The sequence below is a fragment of the Sinorhizobium chiapasense genome (genome assembly GCF_045277575.1).
Lineage (GTDB): Bacteria > Pseudomonadota > Alphaproteobacteria > Rhizobiales > Rhizobiaceae > Ensifer > Ensifer chiapasense_A.
This window is the reverse complement of record NZ_CP144207.1, coordinates 402,123-420,149: the sequence shown is the minus strand read 5'-3', so window position 1 is coordinate 420,149 and position 18,027 is coordinate 402,123. Positions and strand designations below refer to the sequence as shown.

At 58.9% G+C, this 18,027-nt stretch carries 16 protein-coding genes; 15 read left to right on the top strand and 1 reads right to left on the bottom strand.

The annotated features are described in order from the left end of the window. Positions 1-124: 124 nt before the first annotated feature. The 4 genes from QM996_RS33105 to QM996_RS33090 all read left to right on the top strand — a co-directional run bounded on the left by QM996_RS33105 (position 125) and on the right by QM996_RS33090 (position 4,780). Positions 125-1,138: a beta-keto acid cleavage family enzyme gene (locus QM996_RS33105; protein ID WP_334141856.1), complete on the top strand. Its 1,014-nt coding sequence runs from the start codon at positions 125-127 to the stop codon at positions 1,136-1,138. Between the two features lie 165 nt (positions 1,139-1,303). Beyond that, positions 1,304-2,821, top strand: a complete 1,518-nt coding sequence (locus tag QM996_RS33100; RefSeq protein WP_334141854.1) for a class I adenylate-forming enzyme family protein — start codon at positions 1,304-1,306, stop codon at positions 2,819-2,821. 41 nt (positions 2,822-2,862) lie between these two features. Next, positions 2,863-3,231: a EutQ-related cupin domain-containing protein gene (locus tag QM996_RS33095; protein WP_334141852.1), complete on the top strand. Its 369-nt coding sequence runs from the start codon at positions 2,863-2,865 to the stop codon at positions 3,229-3,231. A 190-nt stretch (positions 3,232-3,421) separates the two neighbouring features. After that, positions 3,422-4,780, top strand: a complete 1,359-nt coding sequence (locus QM996_RS33090) for an IS5-like element ISRsp18 family transposase (protein WP_334141850.1) — start codon at positions 3,422-3,424, stop codon at positions 4,778-4,780. Between the two features lie 74 nt (positions 4,781-4,854). Here QM996_RS33090 and QM996_RS33085 read toward each other — a convergent pair whose 3' ends face one another. Beyond that, positions 4,855-5,382, bottom strand: coding sequence for a TetR/AcrR family transcriptional regulator (locus QM996_RS33085; protein WP_334141848.1), 528 nt, complete (start codon positions 5,380-5,382; stop codon positions 4,855-4,857). Positions 5,383-6,141: 759 nt separating this feature from the next. Between QM996_RS33085 and QM996_RS33080 the strand changes: the two genes are divergently transcribed. The 11 genes from QM996_RS33080 to QM996_RS33030 all read left to right on the top strand — a co-directional run bounded on the left by QM996_RS33080 (position 6,142) and on the right by QM996_RS33030 (position 17,994). Continuing rightward, positions 6,142-7,578, top strand: coding sequence for a purine-cytosine permease family protein (locus tag QM996_RS33080; RefSeq protein WP_500270553.1), 1,437 nt, complete (start codon positions 6,142-6,144; stop codon positions 7,576-7,578). A 326-nt stretch (positions 7,579-7,904) separates the two neighbouring features. Beyond that, positions 7,905-9,344, top strand: a complete 1,440-nt coding sequence (locus QM996_RS33075; RefSeq protein ID WP_334141844.1) for an aldehyde dehydrogenase family protein — start codon at positions 7,905-7,907, stop codon at positions 9,342-9,344. Continuing rightward, on the top strand, positions 9,344-10,372 hold the full coding sequence (locus QM996_RS33070) for a phosphotransferase (protein ID WP_334141842.1): 1,029 nt from the start codon (positions 9,344-9,346) through the stop codon (positions 10,370-10,372). The genes QM996_RS33075 and QM996_RS33070 overlap by 1 nt, the downstream gene beginning before the upstream one ends. 198 nt (positions 10,373-10,570) lie before the next feature. Further along, positions 10,571-11,746 carry a saccharopine dehydrogenase family protein gene (locus tag QM996_RS33065; RefSeq protein ID WP_334141840.1) on the top strand — a complete coding sequence of 392 codons (1,176 nt, stop codon included), beginning with the start codon at positions 10,571-10,573 and terminating at the stop codon, positions 11,744-11,746. Continuing rightward, positions 11,743-12,537, top strand: a complete 795-nt coding sequence (locus QM996_RS33060) for an SDR family NAD(P)-dependent oxidoreductase (protein ID WP_334141838.1) — start codon at positions 11,743-11,745, stop codon at positions 12,535-12,537. Before QM996_RS33065 ends, QM996_RS33060 begins: the two co-directional genes overlap by 4 nt. A 12-nt stretch (positions 12,538-12,549) precedes the next feature. After that, entirely contained in the window at positions 12,550-13,704 is a 1,155-nt protein-coding gene (locus QM996_RS33055; protein WP_334141836.1) for an NAD(P)/FAD-dependent oxidoreductase, read from the top strand. 29 nt (positions 13,705-13,733) lie between these two features. Further along, positions 13,734-14,561, top strand: a complete 828-nt coding sequence (surE, locus tag QM996_RS33050; RefSeq protein WP_334141834.1) for a 5'/3'-nucleotidase SurE — start codon at positions 13,734-13,736, stop codon at positions 14,559-14,561. A 41-nt stretch (positions 14,562-14,602) separates the two neighbouring features. Continuing rightward, complete coding sequence (locus tag QM996_RS33045) at positions 14,603-15,418, top strand: SDR family NAD(P)-dependent oxidoreductase (protein ID WP_500270552.1); 816 nt, start codon at positions 14,603-14,605, stop codon at positions 15,416-15,418. Then, positions 15,385-16,209 (top strand): SDR family NAD(P)-dependent oxidoreductase, encoded by an 825-nt coding sequence (locus tag QM996_RS33040; protein WP_500270551.1) that lies wholly within the window; start codon positions 15,385-15,387, stop codon positions 16,207-16,209. The genes QM996_RS33045 and QM996_RS33040 overlap by 34 nt, the downstream gene beginning before the upstream one ends. Before the next feature lie 79 nt (positions 16,210-16,288). After that, a complete protein-coding gene (locus tag QM996_RS33035) occupies positions 16,289-17,038 on the top strand; it encodes an electron transfer flavoprotein subunit beta/FixA family protein (RefSeq protein WP_334141826.1) in 750 nt (249 codons plus the stop codon). A gap of 23 nt (positions 17,039-17,061) precedes the next feature. Next, a complete protein-coding gene (locus QM996_RS33030; RefSeq protein WP_334141824.1) occupies positions 17,062-17,994 on the top strand; it encodes an electron transfer flavoprotein subunit alpha/FixB family protein in 933 nt (310 codons plus the stop codon). The last annotated feature ends 33 nt before the right edge of the window (positions 17,995-18,027 follow it).

The window sequence follows — 18,027 nt, the reverse complement described above, 5'->3', positions numbered from 1 at the left end:
CGTCAAGTGCTTTGCTCTGGCGCCGTCGCCTTTAACCCCAAAGTCCCACTTCACTAACGACCTTTACAGCATGACCAATATGCATTAACGTTCATTCACCTTGGCACAACACAGGGAGGTACTGATGTCACGCAAACCGAATACGGTAAACTGGGAGCAAGTAAATAAGTGGGTAGGCCGCGACGGTGCTCAGGCGAGCTGGAAAGTGTTTGGCTTTCCGTCAATTATGTCGATAGACCGAACTGCCTTTTCCGATGCCGAGCCAATGCCGAAATGGGAAACACCACCTAAGCTCATCCTGTCGACCGCGATCAACGGCGCCTTCTACACGAAGAACGAAAACCCCAACCAAGCGATCACACCGGAAGAGATTATCCAGTCTGCTGAGGCGTGCATCGCGGCCGGCGCACAGATTATCCATATCCACGCCCGGGACGATCGCGGCTACAATGTGCTCGACACCGGACTGTTCCGCGAGACGCTTACGCATCTTCGCACCCACCATCAGCACGTCGCCTTGGACGCCTGCCTCGTCGCAGTCAATGCCGACGAAGAGCGAATGATGGCCGAAATGATGAAGCTCGGCCTCATGGAAGGCGTGCCGGTCAACACGACAGCCCTCATTCTTGGTGACAACCACTTCGTCAAATCGCCAGCGACAATCATCGAAAAGACCAAGCGCGCGCTCGATGCCGGCCTCACCCCGCAGATAGCGGTCTACTCCGATGCCGACATCGACAATGCCCGTCGGTATCTGATCGACAGCGGCCTCATCCAAGGCCCGCTGAACTGGCTCGTTCTTCCCGGCCTTCCAGGCTGCAGCCCGATGTATTCGCCCGAGACAATGGTGGACGGATTCCTTCGGCTTGTCCGGCTTATCCGTCACATCGACGCCGACTCAACCATCATCGCGTGCACGGGCGGTCGTACCAGCAGTTATCTTGCTACTCTGGCCATCCTGCTTGGGGTCCATGTCCGCGTCGGAATGGAGGATACCGTTTGGAAGTGGCCGCACCGTGACGATAAAATCCAATCAAACGTCGATGTATTCCGGCAGATCTCCGGAATAGCAGCTGCTCTTGGGCGGGAGTTGATGACCGCCGATGAGTATCGAGATCTTATGACGCTGCGGGCGTAAACTGCAGCGGGGTCGGCCTCGTCAGGGGGGTCGGGTCGGTGATCTGCTCGGCGGTACAGTGGGAGCCTTAACCATCGGACGGCTCAGCCGATGGAGCCCGCAATTGGACCCGGCAGGTTCTCGGTTCAATCTTGATCGGCTGGTTTCGAAATGGGAGATAAATGAGTGACTGACCGCAACTTTCGGACGATACTTCATACCTTATTCGATTGGAGCCGTCGAACGCCTGACGCGATCGCGGTCACCGACGGTGATACGGAGATTTCCTATGCGGCGTTGACTTTCGAAGTGGAAGCGGCGTCCCGTCGGCTTGTCGCTCTCGGTGTCGGGAGGCAGGATCGGGTCGTGCTGGTCGGCAACAATACATGGCAATGGGTCGTGTGTTATCTGGCCACCATGCGCATAGGCGCAATCTCCGTGCCAATGAACAATCGGCTGGCTCCCGCACAAGTCGGCGAACTCGTCGAGATTCTCGGGGCGCGGATTGTTCTCGCCGACGATCTTCATCTCAGCATGTTCGAAGGATGCGCCGGAGTCGAGGTGCTGTCCACCACAGGTAACGCTGCTCGACCCTTCTTCGCAATTCAAGCAGACAACGAGCTCCCGGACATGCCCGAGGCGTTGGAAGACGCCGTGATCAGTTTCACCTCCGGTACGACGGGAGTTCCGAAAGGCGCGGTCATTACCCATAATGCGCTTAGACAGAACGCTGAGGTGTTTGCTGAGCTCATCGGGGGAAGCCAGCCACAGTCGACGTTGATCGTTGCTCCACTATTTCACAATACCGGCTTTGTCGACCAGCTCTGCACAATGATCTTTGTGGGCGGCCGATCCGATCTTCTTTCGCGCTACCGTTCACAAGCCGCCGTCGAAGCGTGCAGACGTCGGCCCGTAACCTTCGTTACCGCGGTTCCGAGCGTCCTTCGAATGATGATGACCGCCGAAGGTGCCGAGGCAATTTTCGGGTCGGCGCAACTGGTCCTGTTCGGTGGCTCACCGATGCCTGCGCCGTGGTCATTGGAGATGCATGAACGCTGGCCATCGCTACGGCTGGTTCATGGCTATGGACTGACCGAGTTTACGTCGTGTTGCACTCTCCTCCCCCCGGAACTGATTTTGACCCATGGCGACTCGATCGGCTATCCCGCTAAGGGAGTCGAACTCCGCTTGGTGGGTGAGGATGGTCACGATGTTCCAGAGGGCTCGCCGGGGGAGATCTGGGTGCGTGGCGAAACCCGCATGCGGGAGTATTGGCGCCGACCCGACATCACTGCCGAAAAAATTAGCGGTGAATGGCTTCGGACCGGCGATTTGGCAGAACGCCGGGAACTCGGCCTCTTATATCACGTCGGCCGCCGGGATGATGTGATCAACCGAGGTGGGGAAAAGATCCTTCCCTCCTTTATCGAGGCGACGATTGCGCGAATGCCTAACGTTGCCCAAGCCGTCGTTTTTGGAGTTCCTCATCCGGTAATGCAGAACAGCGTCATCGCGGCGCTCGAGCCTCGTCCGAAGGAAATGGTCGATGTCCCGGCACTGTTGGATTTCCTGCATACGCAGCTTCCAGGCTACGCCGTGCCCGAGGTAGTCATCGTCGCCAACGATCTTCCACGGACGGCTTCAGGAAAACTCGATAGACGGGCCGTGCGCACCGCATATCTCGCCTCCCCGCAAGCTCAGTAGGAGAAGCGGTTTCTTCTCAGCGGCCCAAGCAGGAACGAGCAATGTACAAAGAACCGACAATATTCCGCAAGGTTTCGACTGTATTTGGCACATATGGCGAAGGACCCGGTGAGGCTTCGATCGCGCGGCTTGTCGGACCACAAGACAGCTCGACGATGGGCGCCTATCTCGCCCGCTTCAATGGACGGTCAGTGCCTTGGACGGTACGCTACGATGAGGTCATTGCTTGTATCGAGGGCGAGTTCCGATTGCGCGTCGGCCCCACACTTTACGTTCTCAATCCCGGCGACGTGATCTGGATTCCCAAGGACACCGAACTCGCTTACGACGGCGCCGATAGTCTTGTTTTCATCGCGATTGCTCCGGTTGACTGGCGCAACCTGCCTCAACAAGAAACAGCTCAAATGTGAAGACCGGGGGCGTCGGCCGTGAAGAACTCGGAAGCCGCTGATTTGACGTAGGAATCGAGGGGTCTGCAGATCTTCTAATTGCAGGAAACGGCCGCCGAACAGGCTGTTTCCTTGCAATATCAGTTTGAGGTTTGCCTGGTTGGCGAAGCGTGATTCACTGGGTTTATCGCGGTGAATCGGAGAGCCAGGAATGGGTAAACCACGCGAACGGCGCCAAACGGGTGAACAGGATTTATTCCGATCCCGGCTCGACCAGATCATCAATATGAAGCACGAACTGGTGCGTCTGGCACAGGCTATCGACTGGCCTGTGTTGGAAGCCCGCTTTGGGACGGTGTATTCGGACGGAGCGGGCATGCCGCCATTGCCGACGCGGCTGATGGCCGGGCTGGCCATTCTGAAGCACACGTTCAACCTGTCGGACGAGGCACTGTGCGAGCGTTGGGTGGAGAACCCCTATTTTCAGTACCTGTGCGGCGAGGAGTTCTTTCGGCACGAACTATCGTTCGACCGCTCCTCGATGACACGCTGGCGGCAGCGCATGGGCGAGGCGCGGATCGGCGCGCTCTTGCAGGAGAGCCTGGCGGTGGCAATCAAGACAGGCGCGATGAAGCCGCAGGATACGCGGCAGGTGATCGTGGACACGACCGTTCAACCGAAGAACGTCATGTTCCCGACGGATGCCAAGCTTATTCACCGGGCGCGCGAACGGCTGGTGCGGCTGGCGAAGAAAATGGGGCTCGATCTGCGCCAGACCTATATTCGGGTCGGTAAATTCGCCCTGATCCAGCATCAGCGCTACGCGCATGCGAAGCAATTCAAACGGGCCGGCAAAGCGCTGCGCAAGTTAAAGACCTATCTCGGCCGCACCGTTCGCGACATCGAGCGTCAGATCGCCGGCGACGAACAACTCGACGCGATCTTCAAATGGTCGCTCTATCAGGCAAAAACGGTCATCGCGCAGCGGCAACGTCAGCGTGGCCGCAAGATCTACAGCCTGCATGCTGACGAGGTCGAGTGCATTGGTAAAGGCAAGGCGCACAAGCCCTATGAGTTCGGCGTGAAGGTGTCCGTGGCCACAACACTGAACCGTTCAAAGGGCGGGCAGTTCGCCCTGCACGCCACGGCGCTGCCCGGCAATCCTTACGACGGCCACACGCTCGCGACCGTCATTCCGGATATGGAAAAAATGATCGGCAACGAGCTCTCCCGCATTCTGGCCGATGCTGGATACCGCGGTCACAATGCTCCCGAAAGTCACAAGCTGAGGGTCTTCACCAGCGGCCAGAAGCGCCGCCTCACGCCCGCCATCAAGCGCCAGATGCGACGACGATCGGCGGTCGAACCCGTCATCGGACACCTCAAGAGCGAACACAGAATGGACCGGAATTATCTCGCTGGCGAACAGGGGGATGCCGTCAATGCCGTTCTGGCCGCCGCCGGATACAACTTCTCCCTCCTGCTGCGATGGTTCAGGCAACTTTTGTGTCTGTTCGCCGCACTACTGTTCACGTTCCAGAGCCGACCAACGCCGCAGCAAACTGCCTGAAAGCGAGTTCTTCACGATCGACGGGGGCCGATCGGCTCCGGTGGGACCAGCGCCAGCCGCGGTCCCGCCGCGTCCTAACTCTCTAGCGCACCCGTGGGTCCGAGCAGCATACTTTTCACAAGGCGATAGAAATGCTTGCAGATCTTCTCTGGCGTGTAGGTGCCACTCGGTCGATACCAATTTAGCACATTGTCGCACATTGTTATGACGGCCAGTGCGGTGAGCCGCGCCTCAGGCGTTGAACTCGTCGCCGGGGAGGGAATTGCCTCGATAATCGAGGTCAGCCGGTCGAGATGCTCCCTCATCATGCCCTTCACCCTGTGTCGAACACTCGGATCCAACTTGCTTAGAATACCGGATTCCAGGAGACGATCGTTTGCCTGCGCTATTCGTGAGTGATTGATCTGGTACATGATGTGAGCAGTGACGATGCTTTGAAGTCGATCAAGCGGAGTGGCATTGGGTGAATCAGCGGCCGCGATCGCGTCGTTAAATGCGCCCAACGCTTCCGCTACTGCCTCGGCTAGCAACTCCTCTTTAGATTTGTAATGGTTGTAGACCGCCGGCGCCTTGATGCCGACTTCGTTGGCAATGTCCTTCATCGAAGTCGCATCAAATCCCCTGGAGCCAAAAAGCTCAATGGCTGCACCGAGCAGTCGCTCTCGCGTGTCGGAGCGACTCGCTGAAGCTTTGCTCGCTTGGCTAGTTCGACGCGATAGCCGCTCTGCCTCGTCAGGGGCTGCCTCCCGACGGCTGCGTACGAGTTCGTTCACTATTTTAATCCTCATGAATGCTTATTCACATAATGCGTCAGTGGGGGTGATCTGTCAAAGGCGCATGCGGAAATTTCCCGCGTTACCCAAGAATCCTATGTGGAGGGCTACTCCAGCGTTTTGACTGAGTTAGACGCGGATTTCGTCTGGAACCCTTCAGCTTGCATGGCTTGACATACTCTCGATTAAGGAAGATGATTAATGATCATTCATTCATAGCGCTCTTCAACTGAACATACGTGGCGAACGAATGGGACTCTGCAGCTGGAGTCGACGAAAAAGAGCCGGCGACCGGCCGGAACATCCAAAAGAGGGAACAACGATGTCAATTGAACTGGAACGGGCCCATCCGCCCGAGACGAGAGAAGGGTTCGCGGCCGCTCTGGATTCCGAGCTCGCCAAACGTGTCCAATCTCTAGGAGAGCGTCCGCACATCGAGTCCGAGTGCTATGCCCCGACACGCGCCTGCTTCATCGAGGCAACGACCTGGGGGCTTCTCGGGGTCGCGATCTGGATCGCCACACTATACTACTTTGGTTAAGGAGGAAAACCATGAGCAGTGATATTAAGCTCACGCAATCACGCGTGATGGAAGAGGCCCTGTCGGGACGCCTTCCGTTGCGGAGCAGCGAGCGTGTCTACCAAGGATACGGCTCCTTCTTATGGACCTGCACCGCGTTCAGCGCGGCGACATGGGCGTTTCTCATCGGCGGCTTCCTTCCGTATGTAGGCGATGTCCGGGTGGGCGTCCTTGGCTACCTGGCCGGCATGCTGATCGGCATGGCGGTGGTTGTCCTCGCGTCGGGTCTGCCATCGTTCAAATATGGCGTGGAGCCGATCGACGCCGCCAAGGCATCGTTTGGCCCGTACGGAATCGTGCTGCCATTGTTCGGATTGCTCGCAACTTGCGTCGGCTGGACATATGTGGTGGTCGCGCTGACGGCCAGAGGCGCGGCGAATGTTCTGCAGACGGTGGAGCAATCTGATGTGGCGACGGCGGAGCCAATCGTGATCGGCCTGGCGCTTCTCACAATGGTCGCAGTCTGGCTGGTTGCCAGCAAGGGGCCGTGGCTGTTCGAACGCATCAGCAACTACATCGCGCCCGGCCACATTCTCGTGACCGTCGTGATGTTTGCAATCCTGCTCTATCACTACGGCTCCAACCTTTGGATACTACAGGTCCCTGCCGACCAGCGCCTCGCATCGACGCCGGGACAGGGTTTTGCACTGGCTGTTGAATTCGGCATATCGAACTCGCTGACCTGGTGGCCGATCATGGGCGGCCTGACACGCCTGGTGAAACGTCGTTCGCATATCGTCGGTCCGTCTGTCGTCGGGGTCGGCGTGTTGGGGGCTGCCTTCATATCCATGGTTGCGGCCTTTGCGGCTCTTTCTGCGGGAACGCCTGATCCGACGATCTGGATGATCAAGCTCGCCGGCCCGGTGTTGGGCTCGCTCATCATGACCTTCGTGCTTGCGGCCAATATCGCCACGATGGTGATCATGCTCTATCTCGCCGGCGTTTCGATCCAGCAGATCAAGCCGTTGACGCGTGTGCGCTGGGATATTCTGATTGCACTTATGCTGCTGCCTGGCGTCTATGTGGCGTTTCGGACGGAATGGACCCTCTCGATCGTCATGAGCTGGCTTTCCTATAACGGTGTCATGTTCGTTGGCATCACCGGCGTCACCTTTGTCGACTATTTCATCCTCCGCAAGGAGACGCTGGCGCCCGCCCATCTGTTCTCGCGAGATCCTTCGGGCAAGTACTGGTTCTGGGGCGGCGTGAATTGGGTGGCGGTCATCATATCCGTGCTCTCAGTTGGGCTATATCTCTATCTGTACAATCCCGTTACCACCGCCATGCATCCATTGGCGCACACGTTGGGCGCGGGCATACCGACCGTCGTCGTGGCGGGTGTCGTCTATTATCTGATCATGAGAGTTCTTGTTATCCCCAGTGGCAAGGGCGGGTACAAACAGGTTTCTGCCGGTGCCTCGACGGAAGTCGTCCCCACCCTTTAGTCAGGCGGAACTGAAGGGGGTCACGGCGACGGCTGGGCTGGGTCCGCCGTCGCCGTGACTGTTTTCGCTCAGTCGGCGAACCCAGAGTCAATCGAGTTCGCAAATTTAATGACGAGCGCCCCAAAAGACGGATTGACTAACTCGGCGATACGTGAATTAATGATCGTTAATTAATATAGAGCGAGCGACTGGGTCGCACGCCAAAAGCCGGGAACCGCCTGAAGCCAAACCTAAGTGCGCTGAGATTCGAAACCTGTCCGGGAATTCAGCTTCACTTAAGGTGCCTGACCAAGATCGGCTCCGATACGATTAAACAGGAGGAAAAAATGACAATCAGGGAACTACGTCCGCTTATCGGCGAGTCCTTCTGGTCGAAGGGAACTGACTTTGACGTCTTCGAACCGGCCACGGGCGATGTGATTGCACGCGTCCCAGAAGTCGGTGCAGAAGGGGTGAACGCCGCTGTAGCGGCCGCCAAGGAGGCTTTTGGTGGTTGGGCTTCGACGCCGCCGAAGGACCGCGCGGCTGCTTTGCTCGCATTCACCGACGAAATTATGGCCCGGGTTGACGAGTTTGCTGAACTCGAGGCGCGTGACGTTGGAAAGCCGCTCGAAAAAGCCCGCGCGGAAATGGCCTCGGCTGCGGACAAATATCGCTTTTTTGCGGGTGCATGCCGGACCATGCTGGTGCCGGCCATGGGCGAGTACAAGCCGGGCATCACGAGCATGGTGCGACGCGAACCGATCGGTGTTGTCGGTGCGATTTCCCCCTGGAACTATCCGATGGGGATGACCGCCTGGCGTATCGGTCCGGCCTTGGCAGCTGGGAACACAGTTGTTCTGAAGCCCACTCAGGTGACTCCGCTGACTGCCCTCCTCCTGGGCGAAGTCGCGCAGAAATTCTTTCCGCCGGGCGTCGTCAACATCGTTACTGGTTTTGGCAGCACCACCGGCACTCACCTTGTTCGCCATCCGGACGTTGCAATGGTTTCGCTCACCGGAGGCACGGAAACAGGCCGGTCCGTCATGCGGGACGCTGCCGAGAGTATCAAGGTCGTTCATCTCGAACTCGGCGGTAAGGCCCCGGTTCTGGTCTTCGACGATGCGAATATTGATCGGCTAGCGACGACCCTAAGAAGCGCCGCTTTCGGTAATTCCGGGCAGGACTGCACGGCTGCCTGCCGTGTCTATGTTTCAAAGAAACGAGAGAAGGACGTCGTCGAGGCATTGGCATCGATGGCAGGCGGGATCAAAGTCGGCAACGGCTACGCCGAGCGCGGGATCGATATGGGTCCGGTAGTCTCCGCAAAGCACCATGAATTCGTCTCGGGTTTCGTCGATCGGGCCGTCAGGAATTCTTCGGGGCGCGTCGTCGCTGGCGGATCGATCGCAGGACCGGGGTACTTCTACGCACCGACCGTTGTCGACAACGTCGAACACAGCGCCGAGATTATCCAGAAAGAGATCTTCGGGCCGGTCATTGCCGTTACCACGTTCAAAGACGAGGCTGACGCCATTGCCAAGGCAAACGACCTCGAGGTCGGATTGGCCGCGTCGATCTGGACGTCCGATATCGAGCGGGCGATTGTCGCAGCAGGGCGGGTCAAGGCCGGAAGCGTCTGGATCAATGATCACGGCCCGACGGCCGCTGAAATGCCATTCGGAGGCTACAAACAATCGGGGATTGGCCGAGATCTGTCGATTTACGCGATCGAAGCTCACACCGAGCTGAAGCACATCGCCATCACGCACCGGGAGCGAATCTGATGATCTCGATGATGTCTTCGACCAATCCAGAAACCGGCGGCGCCCGGTCTCGATGCATATTCGGGGACGATGTGCCCGCCCTTGTACGGGACACCGCAGTCAACCTGTTGGATCAATGGCGTTTCCTGCCTGGCGAGCGCGACATTCACTTCTCAATTCTGCCCGGCGGCGCGAACAACATCAACCTCGTACTCAGACATGGCGACAAGAGATGGGCATTGAAGATTCGTGAGACCGATGCGTCGTTCGCCGGCACATCGGTAAGCGCCGCTATTGAGGCCCAAGCCATGGCCGCGAGCCTCGGCCTGGCACCCGCGGTCATCGCCAAATGCCTGCCTGAAGGGCACTTCATGTCGGAATTCGTGGAAGGGGAGACGTTGCGCCCGCAACGCATCCGTCAGCCTTCCATTACTCCTCGGATCGTTGATGCCCTGAAGCAACTGCACGCGCATCACTTCTCGCCTCGAAAGTTTGATATCTTCGATGACCTTCGAGGTTTCATGGCGGGGACTGCGAAGCTGGGGGGCTCCTATCCGGCGTCATATGAAGTGCTATGGGGAATTGCCCAGCGTTTCGAGACTATTCTTGCTGAAGCGAACGCGCCAGTGGGCTTCGGCCACAACGATCTCGTGCCGCAGAATTTCATCGCATGTTCGGACGGCGTGAAGATGGTCGATTTCGATTACGCGGGTGAGGCCCTGCTGGCGATTGATCTGGCCAGCGTCACCTCGCAAGCGGAGATGTCCGACGATGAGACGACGGCATTTCTCCGGCTTTATGATCCACATCTCGATGAGAGCCAGATCGCCCGCGTGCAGCTGCTTCGTTTTGTGAATGCCTTGCGTGAAGTGGCCTGGGCCGCGATGGCGGAACCGTTCATGGCAGCCAAGACCACCCTCCTGGAGGGATGGAGTTACCGATCCCATGCCGATGTGAACATTCGCCTGGCCGAGGCGCTCATTCGCGAAAATCCGGCCGACGAACTCGCTTCCAAGGCCGGCTTTGTAAGACCCGGCGCCTTGTTTTGATGGAGGATCCGACGACCGCTGCTCCTCATTTTACGCCAAGCTGGCAAGGAACATGCAGAGCTTGCCAGGCAGCGGTCGAAATCCTCCTGCGCCCTCTCAAACTGAGAACGGCGCTCCCCCACGCGCATCGGGGAAACTAGATCACCGGACCGTGCAAACGGCTCGAACCGTAGTCGCAAGAATGAAGGAGTGGCACTCATGGCCCGTCCGTGGAAGGCAATTGTAATAGGTGCAGGCGGATCGCAAGCACAAGCCATGCTGCGCGGCATTGCGCGAGCAGGCGCAACCGAGGGCTGGCTCGCAATCGATCGCGCCTGGCGGCCACAAGCCCGTGCAGCAACAGAAGAGATGGGCTTCGCAGTTCAGGAACTAGATCCGCTCTCAGAACGAGATACTCTTCACAAGCTGTTGGAGACGACGAGCCTGGTCGTGAATATGGCCGGTCCTTACTACAAGACTGGCTTCACCGTCCTCGATGCGGCCATCGAAACGAAGACGGACTATCTTGATATCTGCGACGACGCGGACATCACCCTTCCGATGCTCGAGCGCGATGCTCGTGCCAAAGAGGCCGGGATTTCGGCGCTGATCGGAATGGGCTCCTCTCCGGGCACGACAAACATCCTGATCAGAAGCGCTGTTGACCATCTCGGCCCCGTCGATGACGTAGACATCTATTGGACCGTCGACGTCGCCGACCTGACCGAAGCGGCGATCAGACACTTCTGGCATTGCTTCAATCTGGTCGATCCTGACGGGACCATACATGAGGTAACCGGCTGGGATGGGCTTGAGCGCAGACAGATCGAATTTCCAGCGCCAGTGGGACTTCAGTCGGTCGTAAGGCTCGCCCATCCCGAGCCACTGACGGTGCCTCGCTTCCTTCCAGTGAAGCGGGCCTCAAATTTCGGCGGCCTCAATCCGGACGAAGCGCTGATTACCGCCTGGGCCCTCGCGCATATCGCCGACGAACAGCGCTCGAATGGAGAATTTACCGATCCCGCGGCCAATCTCTTCCGTCACTTCAGGGAGAGGCGTGTTGGAGCGCCGCGCATCGGCAGTGGTATGATCATCGACGTGCATACGGCCGGTTCCGGTTTGAGATTTGCAGCCGGCAGCGACGGTGGAATGGACGATTCGACCGGAATTCCCGCCGCAGCAGGCGCATTGTTGATGCTCGACGGAAAGATCGACCGCCGAGGTGCCTTTGCGCCCGAAGTCGTGCGGCCCACAGACTTTTTCGAGGTCCTCCGGCGCGTCAGCACCGGCGGCGGCGGCTTGTCGCTGTTCAGGCTTGAAGACGGAGTCGCAACGGAACGGCTGAGAATTCGCGATCTGGTCGCAGGAGATTTGAGCCAAAGGGAGGTGGCATGATGCGGGACCTTGAAGGGAAGGTGGCGCTGGTAACGGGCGGCGGCCGCGGAATCGGTGCTGGTATCGCCGAAGGCTTGGCTCAGGCTGGCGCCAAGCTCGCACTCATGGGTCGGAGCAGTGCTCCGCTTGAAGAAGTGGCGGCGCGGATTGCGGCCGGCGGAGGCAACGCAACGGTCCATACCGGTAGCGTCAGTGATCCGGATGAAGTCGAGGGGGTGCTGGACGCAATATGGGCCGAGTATGGCAGCCTTCAGATTGTCGTCAACAATGCAGGCATCGTCGACGAGGCCGAATTCCTCGATATTTCGCTCGAAGGCTGGAATAAGACCGTCGGCACGGATCTCACCGGTGCATTCCTGGTAACGCAGCGAGCGGCGCGCAGGATGCGCGATGGTACTGGCGGGTCGGTGATCAATATCGCCTCGATCGACGCGAATGGCTATGACGGCCCGCAAGGCTCCTATGTCGCAGCCAAGGCCGGTCTCGTCGGTCTCACGAAGAACGCGGCGGTCGAGCTTGCGAAACACAACATCCGCGTCAACTCCGTCAGCCCCGGCTGGACACGCACGCAGATGGTCGAGGAGTTCGTCTCTGAGAAGGCGCTTCGTCACATGATGACCGATTTCCAGCGAGTTCCGATGAAACGCCTTGTCGAAATACCCGAGCTCGCCAACGCGGTAGTCTTCCTTGCCTCCGACAAGGCCTCCGCCATTACCGGAGTGGACTTGCCGGTCGATTGCGGAACGCTTGCGACGCTATACGTCTACGAAACCATTCGTCCCTTGTTCTGAAGGAGGGCAGCCATGTCACCACGTATCGCCATTATCGGAGCAGGTGTCGCGGGCTGCGGTGCGGCACGCAGAGCGGCGCAATTGCATGCAAAGGACGTTGTCGTTCTGGAAAAAGGCACGCCGGCATCCGGCTCGTCCGGTCGCTCGGCCGGGGTATACAATACCCAGACACTCGACGCGTTGCAGATCGAGATCCGCGTCCGCTCGCGCGAAATACTGTTCGAACTCGAGCGCAAGCGCAGTCTGCCCCTTGCCCGCATCGGCAACATTCGCATTGCCACGACCGAAGCGGACATTCCAAAACTTGAAACCGCGCTCGCAACGATCAAGAGCTTCGGAGCAGACGATACACGGATACTGTCGCAGAAGGAGCTGCAGGCTCTCGTTCCCGACCTGCAGTGCGACGACGTCATCGCCGGACTGTATGGCGTCAATGACGGGCATCTGGACGGACACCTGCTTTGCTCTGCTCTGATTGACGAGGCCCGCGATCTCGGCGCGAAGGTGATGAACAACACCGAAGTTCTCGCTTATGAAAAGCGCGGCTCGACTCATGTGCTTTCGACAACCCGCGGCGAGATCGAATGTGACGTGGTAATCAACGCCGCCGGAGCTTGGGCCGGGCGCGTGGGTGATATGCTCGGGCACGCGGCACCAATCAAGCCCGAGGTGCACGAAGTCATTATCGTCAAGCTGCCGCGCAAGCTCGATTACGTCGTTCCCATGTGCAATTTCTACATGCCGGGCCAGAACGGCGCCGGCATCTACTTCAGGCAGGACGGCGAGGATTCGCTTATTGCTGGTCTTCACACCTATTACTCGGTTGAAGGCCACGAAGTGAGTAACCCCGACGCCTATAGCCCGCCGGATGGGGACGATTATTTCCTTGAGGTAGCTCAGCTCGTCAGCGATCGGCTGCGCATCGATGGTCTTGGCTTCAAGAACGGTTGGCACGGTCTTTATCCCTTGAGCGCCGATGGCGAGTTCCAGGTCGGTCCCTACGCAGCCGATCCTTCGGTCATCGTCGTCGCCGGCATGGGCGGAACAGGGGTGACCAGCGGCGCGCTGACGGGAGCACTTGCCGCGGAATGGGCCATTCTTGGCAAACCGGTGACTGTGCCCAACGCAGCAAGGCTGGTTCCGGACAGACTGTCGCGCGCGGCTTAAACCAGCATGTTTAGAAAGGTGATTTTCAAGTGAAAGTCCTACTGACAAATGACGATGGCTATCAGTCTCCGGGCGTTGCTGCGGCGCGCGACGCTCTGATCGCAGGCGGAGTGCAGGTGCTGACGGTCGCGCCCGACGGGCCGCGAAGCGGTACTGCGCGCTCAGCCTCGTTTCGCAAGGCAATCACGCAGACAAGGGCAGGCGGTGACGACGCTAATCCAATCTACGTGACAAATGGGACTCCCACAGATTGCGTTCGCGTCGCCGTTCTGTCTGGCCTTGCCCATGATGTGGATGCCGTCGTCTCGGGCATCAACGAAGGCGCAAACCTTGGCGATGACGCAACCTATTCCAGCACGCTGGGCTCGGCGATCGAAGGTGCGTTATTGGGTTTTCCCGCACTCGCCGCATCACAACAATCCCGGGATGGCCGGTTCCGGCTGGTGGATTTGACGGATTATGATTTCAGTCATGGCGCCAAAATCATGACTGATCTCACCAAGTTGATGATCCGCGACCGATCCAAGTTGCCGCCCCGGTCGGTCTTGAACTTCAATGCCCCTGCCCTGCCCGCTCGCGAAGTCAAGATCGCAAGCCTCGATCGCCGCATCTGGGACCCGTCGCGCATCCACTCCATCGAGACTGAGAACGGACCGGGTTGGCTGCTTTTCGGCACTCATCCGGAACGCGATCCGACCTTCGAGCACCGCTCCGGATCCGATTCCTGGGTCCTGTCGCAGGGTGACGCGGCTTTGACGCCCCTCAACTTCGAATGGACGCTGCCGAGCGCACGAACCGCGTTTACCCGATGGGCGCGCTCGGCCGTCGCTGAACTGAACAAAGCTCGAGCTTTGTAGCAATAGTTGGAGAAATTGGAACGATGAGCGACCTTTCCTGCGTGGTGATCAGCGGCGCCGGCGGCGAGATGGGACAAGCATTGGCGGCCCGGTTTGCGCGCGACGGACGAGACATCGTTTTGCTGGATCGGGATGTTGCCAACTTCGGACCGGCTGAAGAGGAGCTGCGTCGCGTCGGCGCCGGAACGGTTCATTCGCTAGCGGCCGACCAGACGGATCCCGACGGCCTCAACAGGGCTGTTGCCGAAATCGGTGACCGCTTTGGCTCGATCGGAACTTTCGTCGCCAATGCCGGCTTCGCGAGATTTGGCGGTTTTCTCGATACACCGAGAAAGGTTTGGGATCTTCACGTCGACATCAACCTGAATGGCACGTTTCATATCTGCCAGGCTGTTGCGCGCAACATGGTTGCTGGTGGCAAGGGGGGCAGCATAACCCTGATTTCTTCCTGCCTTGCCCAGTTCCACGCCGACCAGACAGGCGCCTACAGCGCCACCAAGGCGGCTCTTTTGATGCTGACACGAACGATGGCAGCGGAGCTTGGCATTTACGGCATCAGGACGAACTCTGTCCTCCCCGGCGTGGTCCAAACCGCCATGACCCGGCCAATGCTGGATGTTCCGGGCTGCACGGAAGCATTGCTGCAGGAGACGCCTGTGGGGCGTCTCGGCAAGCCTGAAGATGTCGCTGAGGCTGTCGCGTTTCTGGCCAGCCCCGCCGCCGGCTTCATAACGGGGGCATCTCTGCTCGTGGACGGTGGACAATCAATCTATGGCCAACCCCAATGGGTTCGTCAGGATCGCTCGAAGCGAGGCGATCCTCAATGGCTCTCGACGGCAAACGGACTTCCAATATGAGCAACGATCAATCAGCTATATCGCCGTCGCCGCGGGAGAACGCCGTTATCACAGGCGCTGCGTCCGGAATTGGTGCTGCGGTGGCGCGTCGCTTTCGGGAGCGCGGCGCGAATGTTTTCTTGCTCGATCGTGACATGCCTAGCCTGCACAGATCTTTCGGCAATGCTGACGACAGCAAGGCCAAGCTCTTCGAGGCGGATGTCTCAGACACCGCACAAATCAAAGACATCTTTGCTGAAATCGAACGTTGTCACGGTGGAGTCGACAGTGTCGTTCATTGCGCGGGCGTAGCGCGATTAGGAACAGTTATCGAAATGGATGAGGCGACTTTTGATTTTGTTCTCAAGGTCAACCTCAAGGGAACATTTTTGCTTGCCAAGCACGCGATGCCTTCGCTGCTGGCGAGAAAGGGCAGTTTCACAGCCATTGCATCTGACGCGGGCACGCAAGGCGCGTCTGGTTATGCCGCCTACTGCGCGAGCAAGCACGGAGTGGTGGGCCTAGTGAAATCCCTGGCCTTGGATCATGGCCCATCCGGCGTTCGGTGTAATGCGATCTGCCCGGGATTCGTAGAAACACCAATGCTGGAACAGCTCTTTGGGGATAATCCAACTGATCGCGCTTTTTATGAGAAATCTGTACCTCTTGGACGATTTGCCCGACCTGAGGACGTTGCTGAACTCGCGGCGTTCATATCGTCACCAGCAGGAGCTTACCTAAACGGAGCTATCGTGGCCCTCGATGGAGGCTCCACAGCTGGATATTTCAGCACCGCGGTCCTGTCTAGGTGAACGCACCCCAATACGTCTTTGTGCAGAGCATTGGGTCGCACACGCGGTGCAGCCTCTTGCGTTGATAAGGGAGATCAACATGAAAATTCTCGTCCCCGTGAAACGGGTGGTTGATTACAACGTGAAGATCCGCGTCAAGCCGGATGGTACAGGCGTTGAGCTTGCCAACGTCAAGATGTCGATGAACCCGTTCGATGAGATCTCGGTCGAAGAGGCTCTGCGCCTGAAGGAAGCCGGCAAGGCTGAAGAAGTGGTCGTCGTCTCGATCGGACCGGCCAAGGCCGAGGAAACGCTGCGCACCGCGCTCGCCATGGGCGCCGACCGCGCCGTCCTCGTCGAAACCGACGATGCCGTCGAGCCGCTCGCCGTCGCCAAGATCTTGAAGGGCGTTGCCGACGCTGAAAAGCCCGGCTTGATAATCGTGGGCAAGCAGGCGATCGATGACGACAGCAATCAGACCGGCCAGATGCTCGCTGCCCTCCTCGGCACCGCTCAGGCAACCTTCGCCTCGAAGATCGAGATCGGCGACGGAAAGGCAACAGTGACCCGCGAAGTCGATGGCGGTCTGCAGACGATCGAGATCAAGCTTCCGGCCGTCGTCACCACCGACCTGCGCCTTAACGAGCCGCGCTATGCCTCGCTACCGAACATCATGAAGGCGAAGAAGAAGCCACTCGACAAGAGGAGCCCGGCTGATTTCGACGTCTCCATCGCACCGCGCCTCAAGGTGCTGAAGACCGAAGAGCCGTCCGGCCGCAAGGCAGGCGTCAAGGTCAAGTCGGTCGCCGAGCTTGTCGAAAAGCTCAAGTCCGAAGCCGGCGTCCTCTAAGGTTCGAGAAAGGATTTACGAGCATGGCCATTCTTCTTCTGGCTGACCACGACAATATCAGCCTTTCCGACCAGACTGCCAAGGCGCTGACGGCTGCGAACCAGATCGGCGGCGACGCGCATATCCTCGTTGCCGGCAAAGCCGCCAAGGCTGCTGCCGAGCAGGCCGCAAAGCTTGCCGGCGTCTCCAAGGTGCTGCTGGCTGAAAGCGACGAGCTTGCCAACAATCTCGCCGAGCCGCTCTCAGACCTGATCGTTTCGCTGGCAGGCAGCTACGACACGATCATCGCGGCTGCGACTTCGACCGGCAAGAACGTGCTCCCGCGCGTTGCCGCCCTGCTCGATGTCGCACAGATCTCTGAGATCATCGAAGTCGTCTCCGCCGACACCTTCAAGCGCCCAATCTACGCCGGCAACGCCGTCCAGACCGTTCAGGCAACCGACGCCAAGAAGGTCATCACTGTGCGCTCGGCATCCTTTTCCCCGGCCTCCCAAGGCCCAGCTGCTGCCGTCGAGGACATCTCGGCGGCAGCTTTTTCTTCCAGCCTCTCGACTTTCGTCAAGGATGCTCTTTCGGCCTCCGACCGTCCGGATCTTACCTCCGCCAAGATCATCATCTCGGGTGGTCGTGCGCTCGGTTCGTCGGAAAAGTTCCAAGAAGTCATCCTGCCGGTTGCCGACAAGCTCGGCGCGGCTGTCGGCGCCTCACGCGCTGCCGTCGATGCAGGCTACGCCCCGAACGACTGGCAGGTCGGACAGACAGGCAAGATTGTTGCCCCCGATCTCTACATTGCCTGCGGCATTTCGGGTGCCATCCAGCATCTTGCCGGCATGAAGGATTCGAAAGTCATCGTCGCCATCAACAAGGACGAGGAAGCGCCGATTTTCCAGGTCGCCGATTACGGCCTCGTCGGCGATCTCTTCGAGGTGCTGCCGGAGCTCGATCAGGCCCTGTAACGGCTTAGGACAGAATCGAGACGGCTCTCTGCA

Excerpts from the sequence above, each read along its gene's own strand:
- QM996_RS33085 (WP_334141848.1), bottom strand. The coding sequence starts at position 5,382 with ATGAAGGACATTGCCAACGAAGTCGGCATCAAGGCGCCGGCGGTCTAC.
- QM996_RS33105 (WP_334141856.1), top strand. The coding sequence starts at position 125 with ATGTCACGCAAACCGAATACGGTAAACTGGGAGCAAGTAAATAAGTGG.
- QM996_RS33070 (WP_334141842.1), top strand. The coding sequence starts at position 9,344 with ATGATCTCGATGATGTCTTCGACCAATCCAGAAACCGGCGGCGCCCGG.
- QM996_RS33065 (WP_334141840.1), top strand. The coding sequence starts at position 10,571 with ATGGCCCGTCCGTGGAAGGCAATTGTAATAGGTGCAGGCGGATCGCAA.
- QM996_RS33035 (WP_334141826.1), top strand. The coding sequence starts at position 16,289 with ATGAAAATTCTCGTCCCCGTGAAACGGGTGGTTGATTACAACGTGAAG.
- QM996_RS33090 (WP_334141850.1), top strand. The coding sequence starts at position 3,422 with ATGGGTAAACCACGCGAACGGCGCCAAACGGGTGAACAGGATTTATTC.
- QM996_RS33030 (WP_334141824.1), top strand. The coding sequence starts at position 17,062 with ATGGCCATTCTTCTTCTGGCTGACCACGACAATATCAGCCTTTCCGAC.
- QM996_RS33080 (WP_500270553.1), top strand. The coding sequence starts at position 6,142 with ATGGAAGAGGCCCTGTCGGGACGCCTTCCGTTGCGGAGCAGCGAGCGT.
- QM996_RS33075 (WP_334141844.1), top strand. The coding sequence starts at position 7,905 with ATGACAATCAGGGAACTACGTCCGCTTATCGGCGAGTCCTTCTGGTCG.
- QM996_RS33095 (WP_334141852.1), top strand. The coding sequence starts at position 2,863 with ATGTACAAAGAACCGACAATATTCCGCAAGGTTTCGACTGTATTTGGC.
- QM996_RS33060 (WP_334141838.1), top strand. The coding sequence starts at position 11,743 with ATGATGCGGGACCTTGAAGGGAAGGTGGCGCTGGTAACGGGCGGCGGC.
- QM996_RS33040 (WP_500270551.1), top strand. The coding sequence starts at position 15,385 with ATGGCTCTCGACGGCAAACGGACTTCCAATATGAGCAACGATCAATCA.
- QM996_RS33055 (WP_334141836.1), top strand. The coding sequence starts at position 12,550 with ATGTCACCACGTATCGCCATTATCGGAGCAGGTGTCGCGGGCTGCGGT.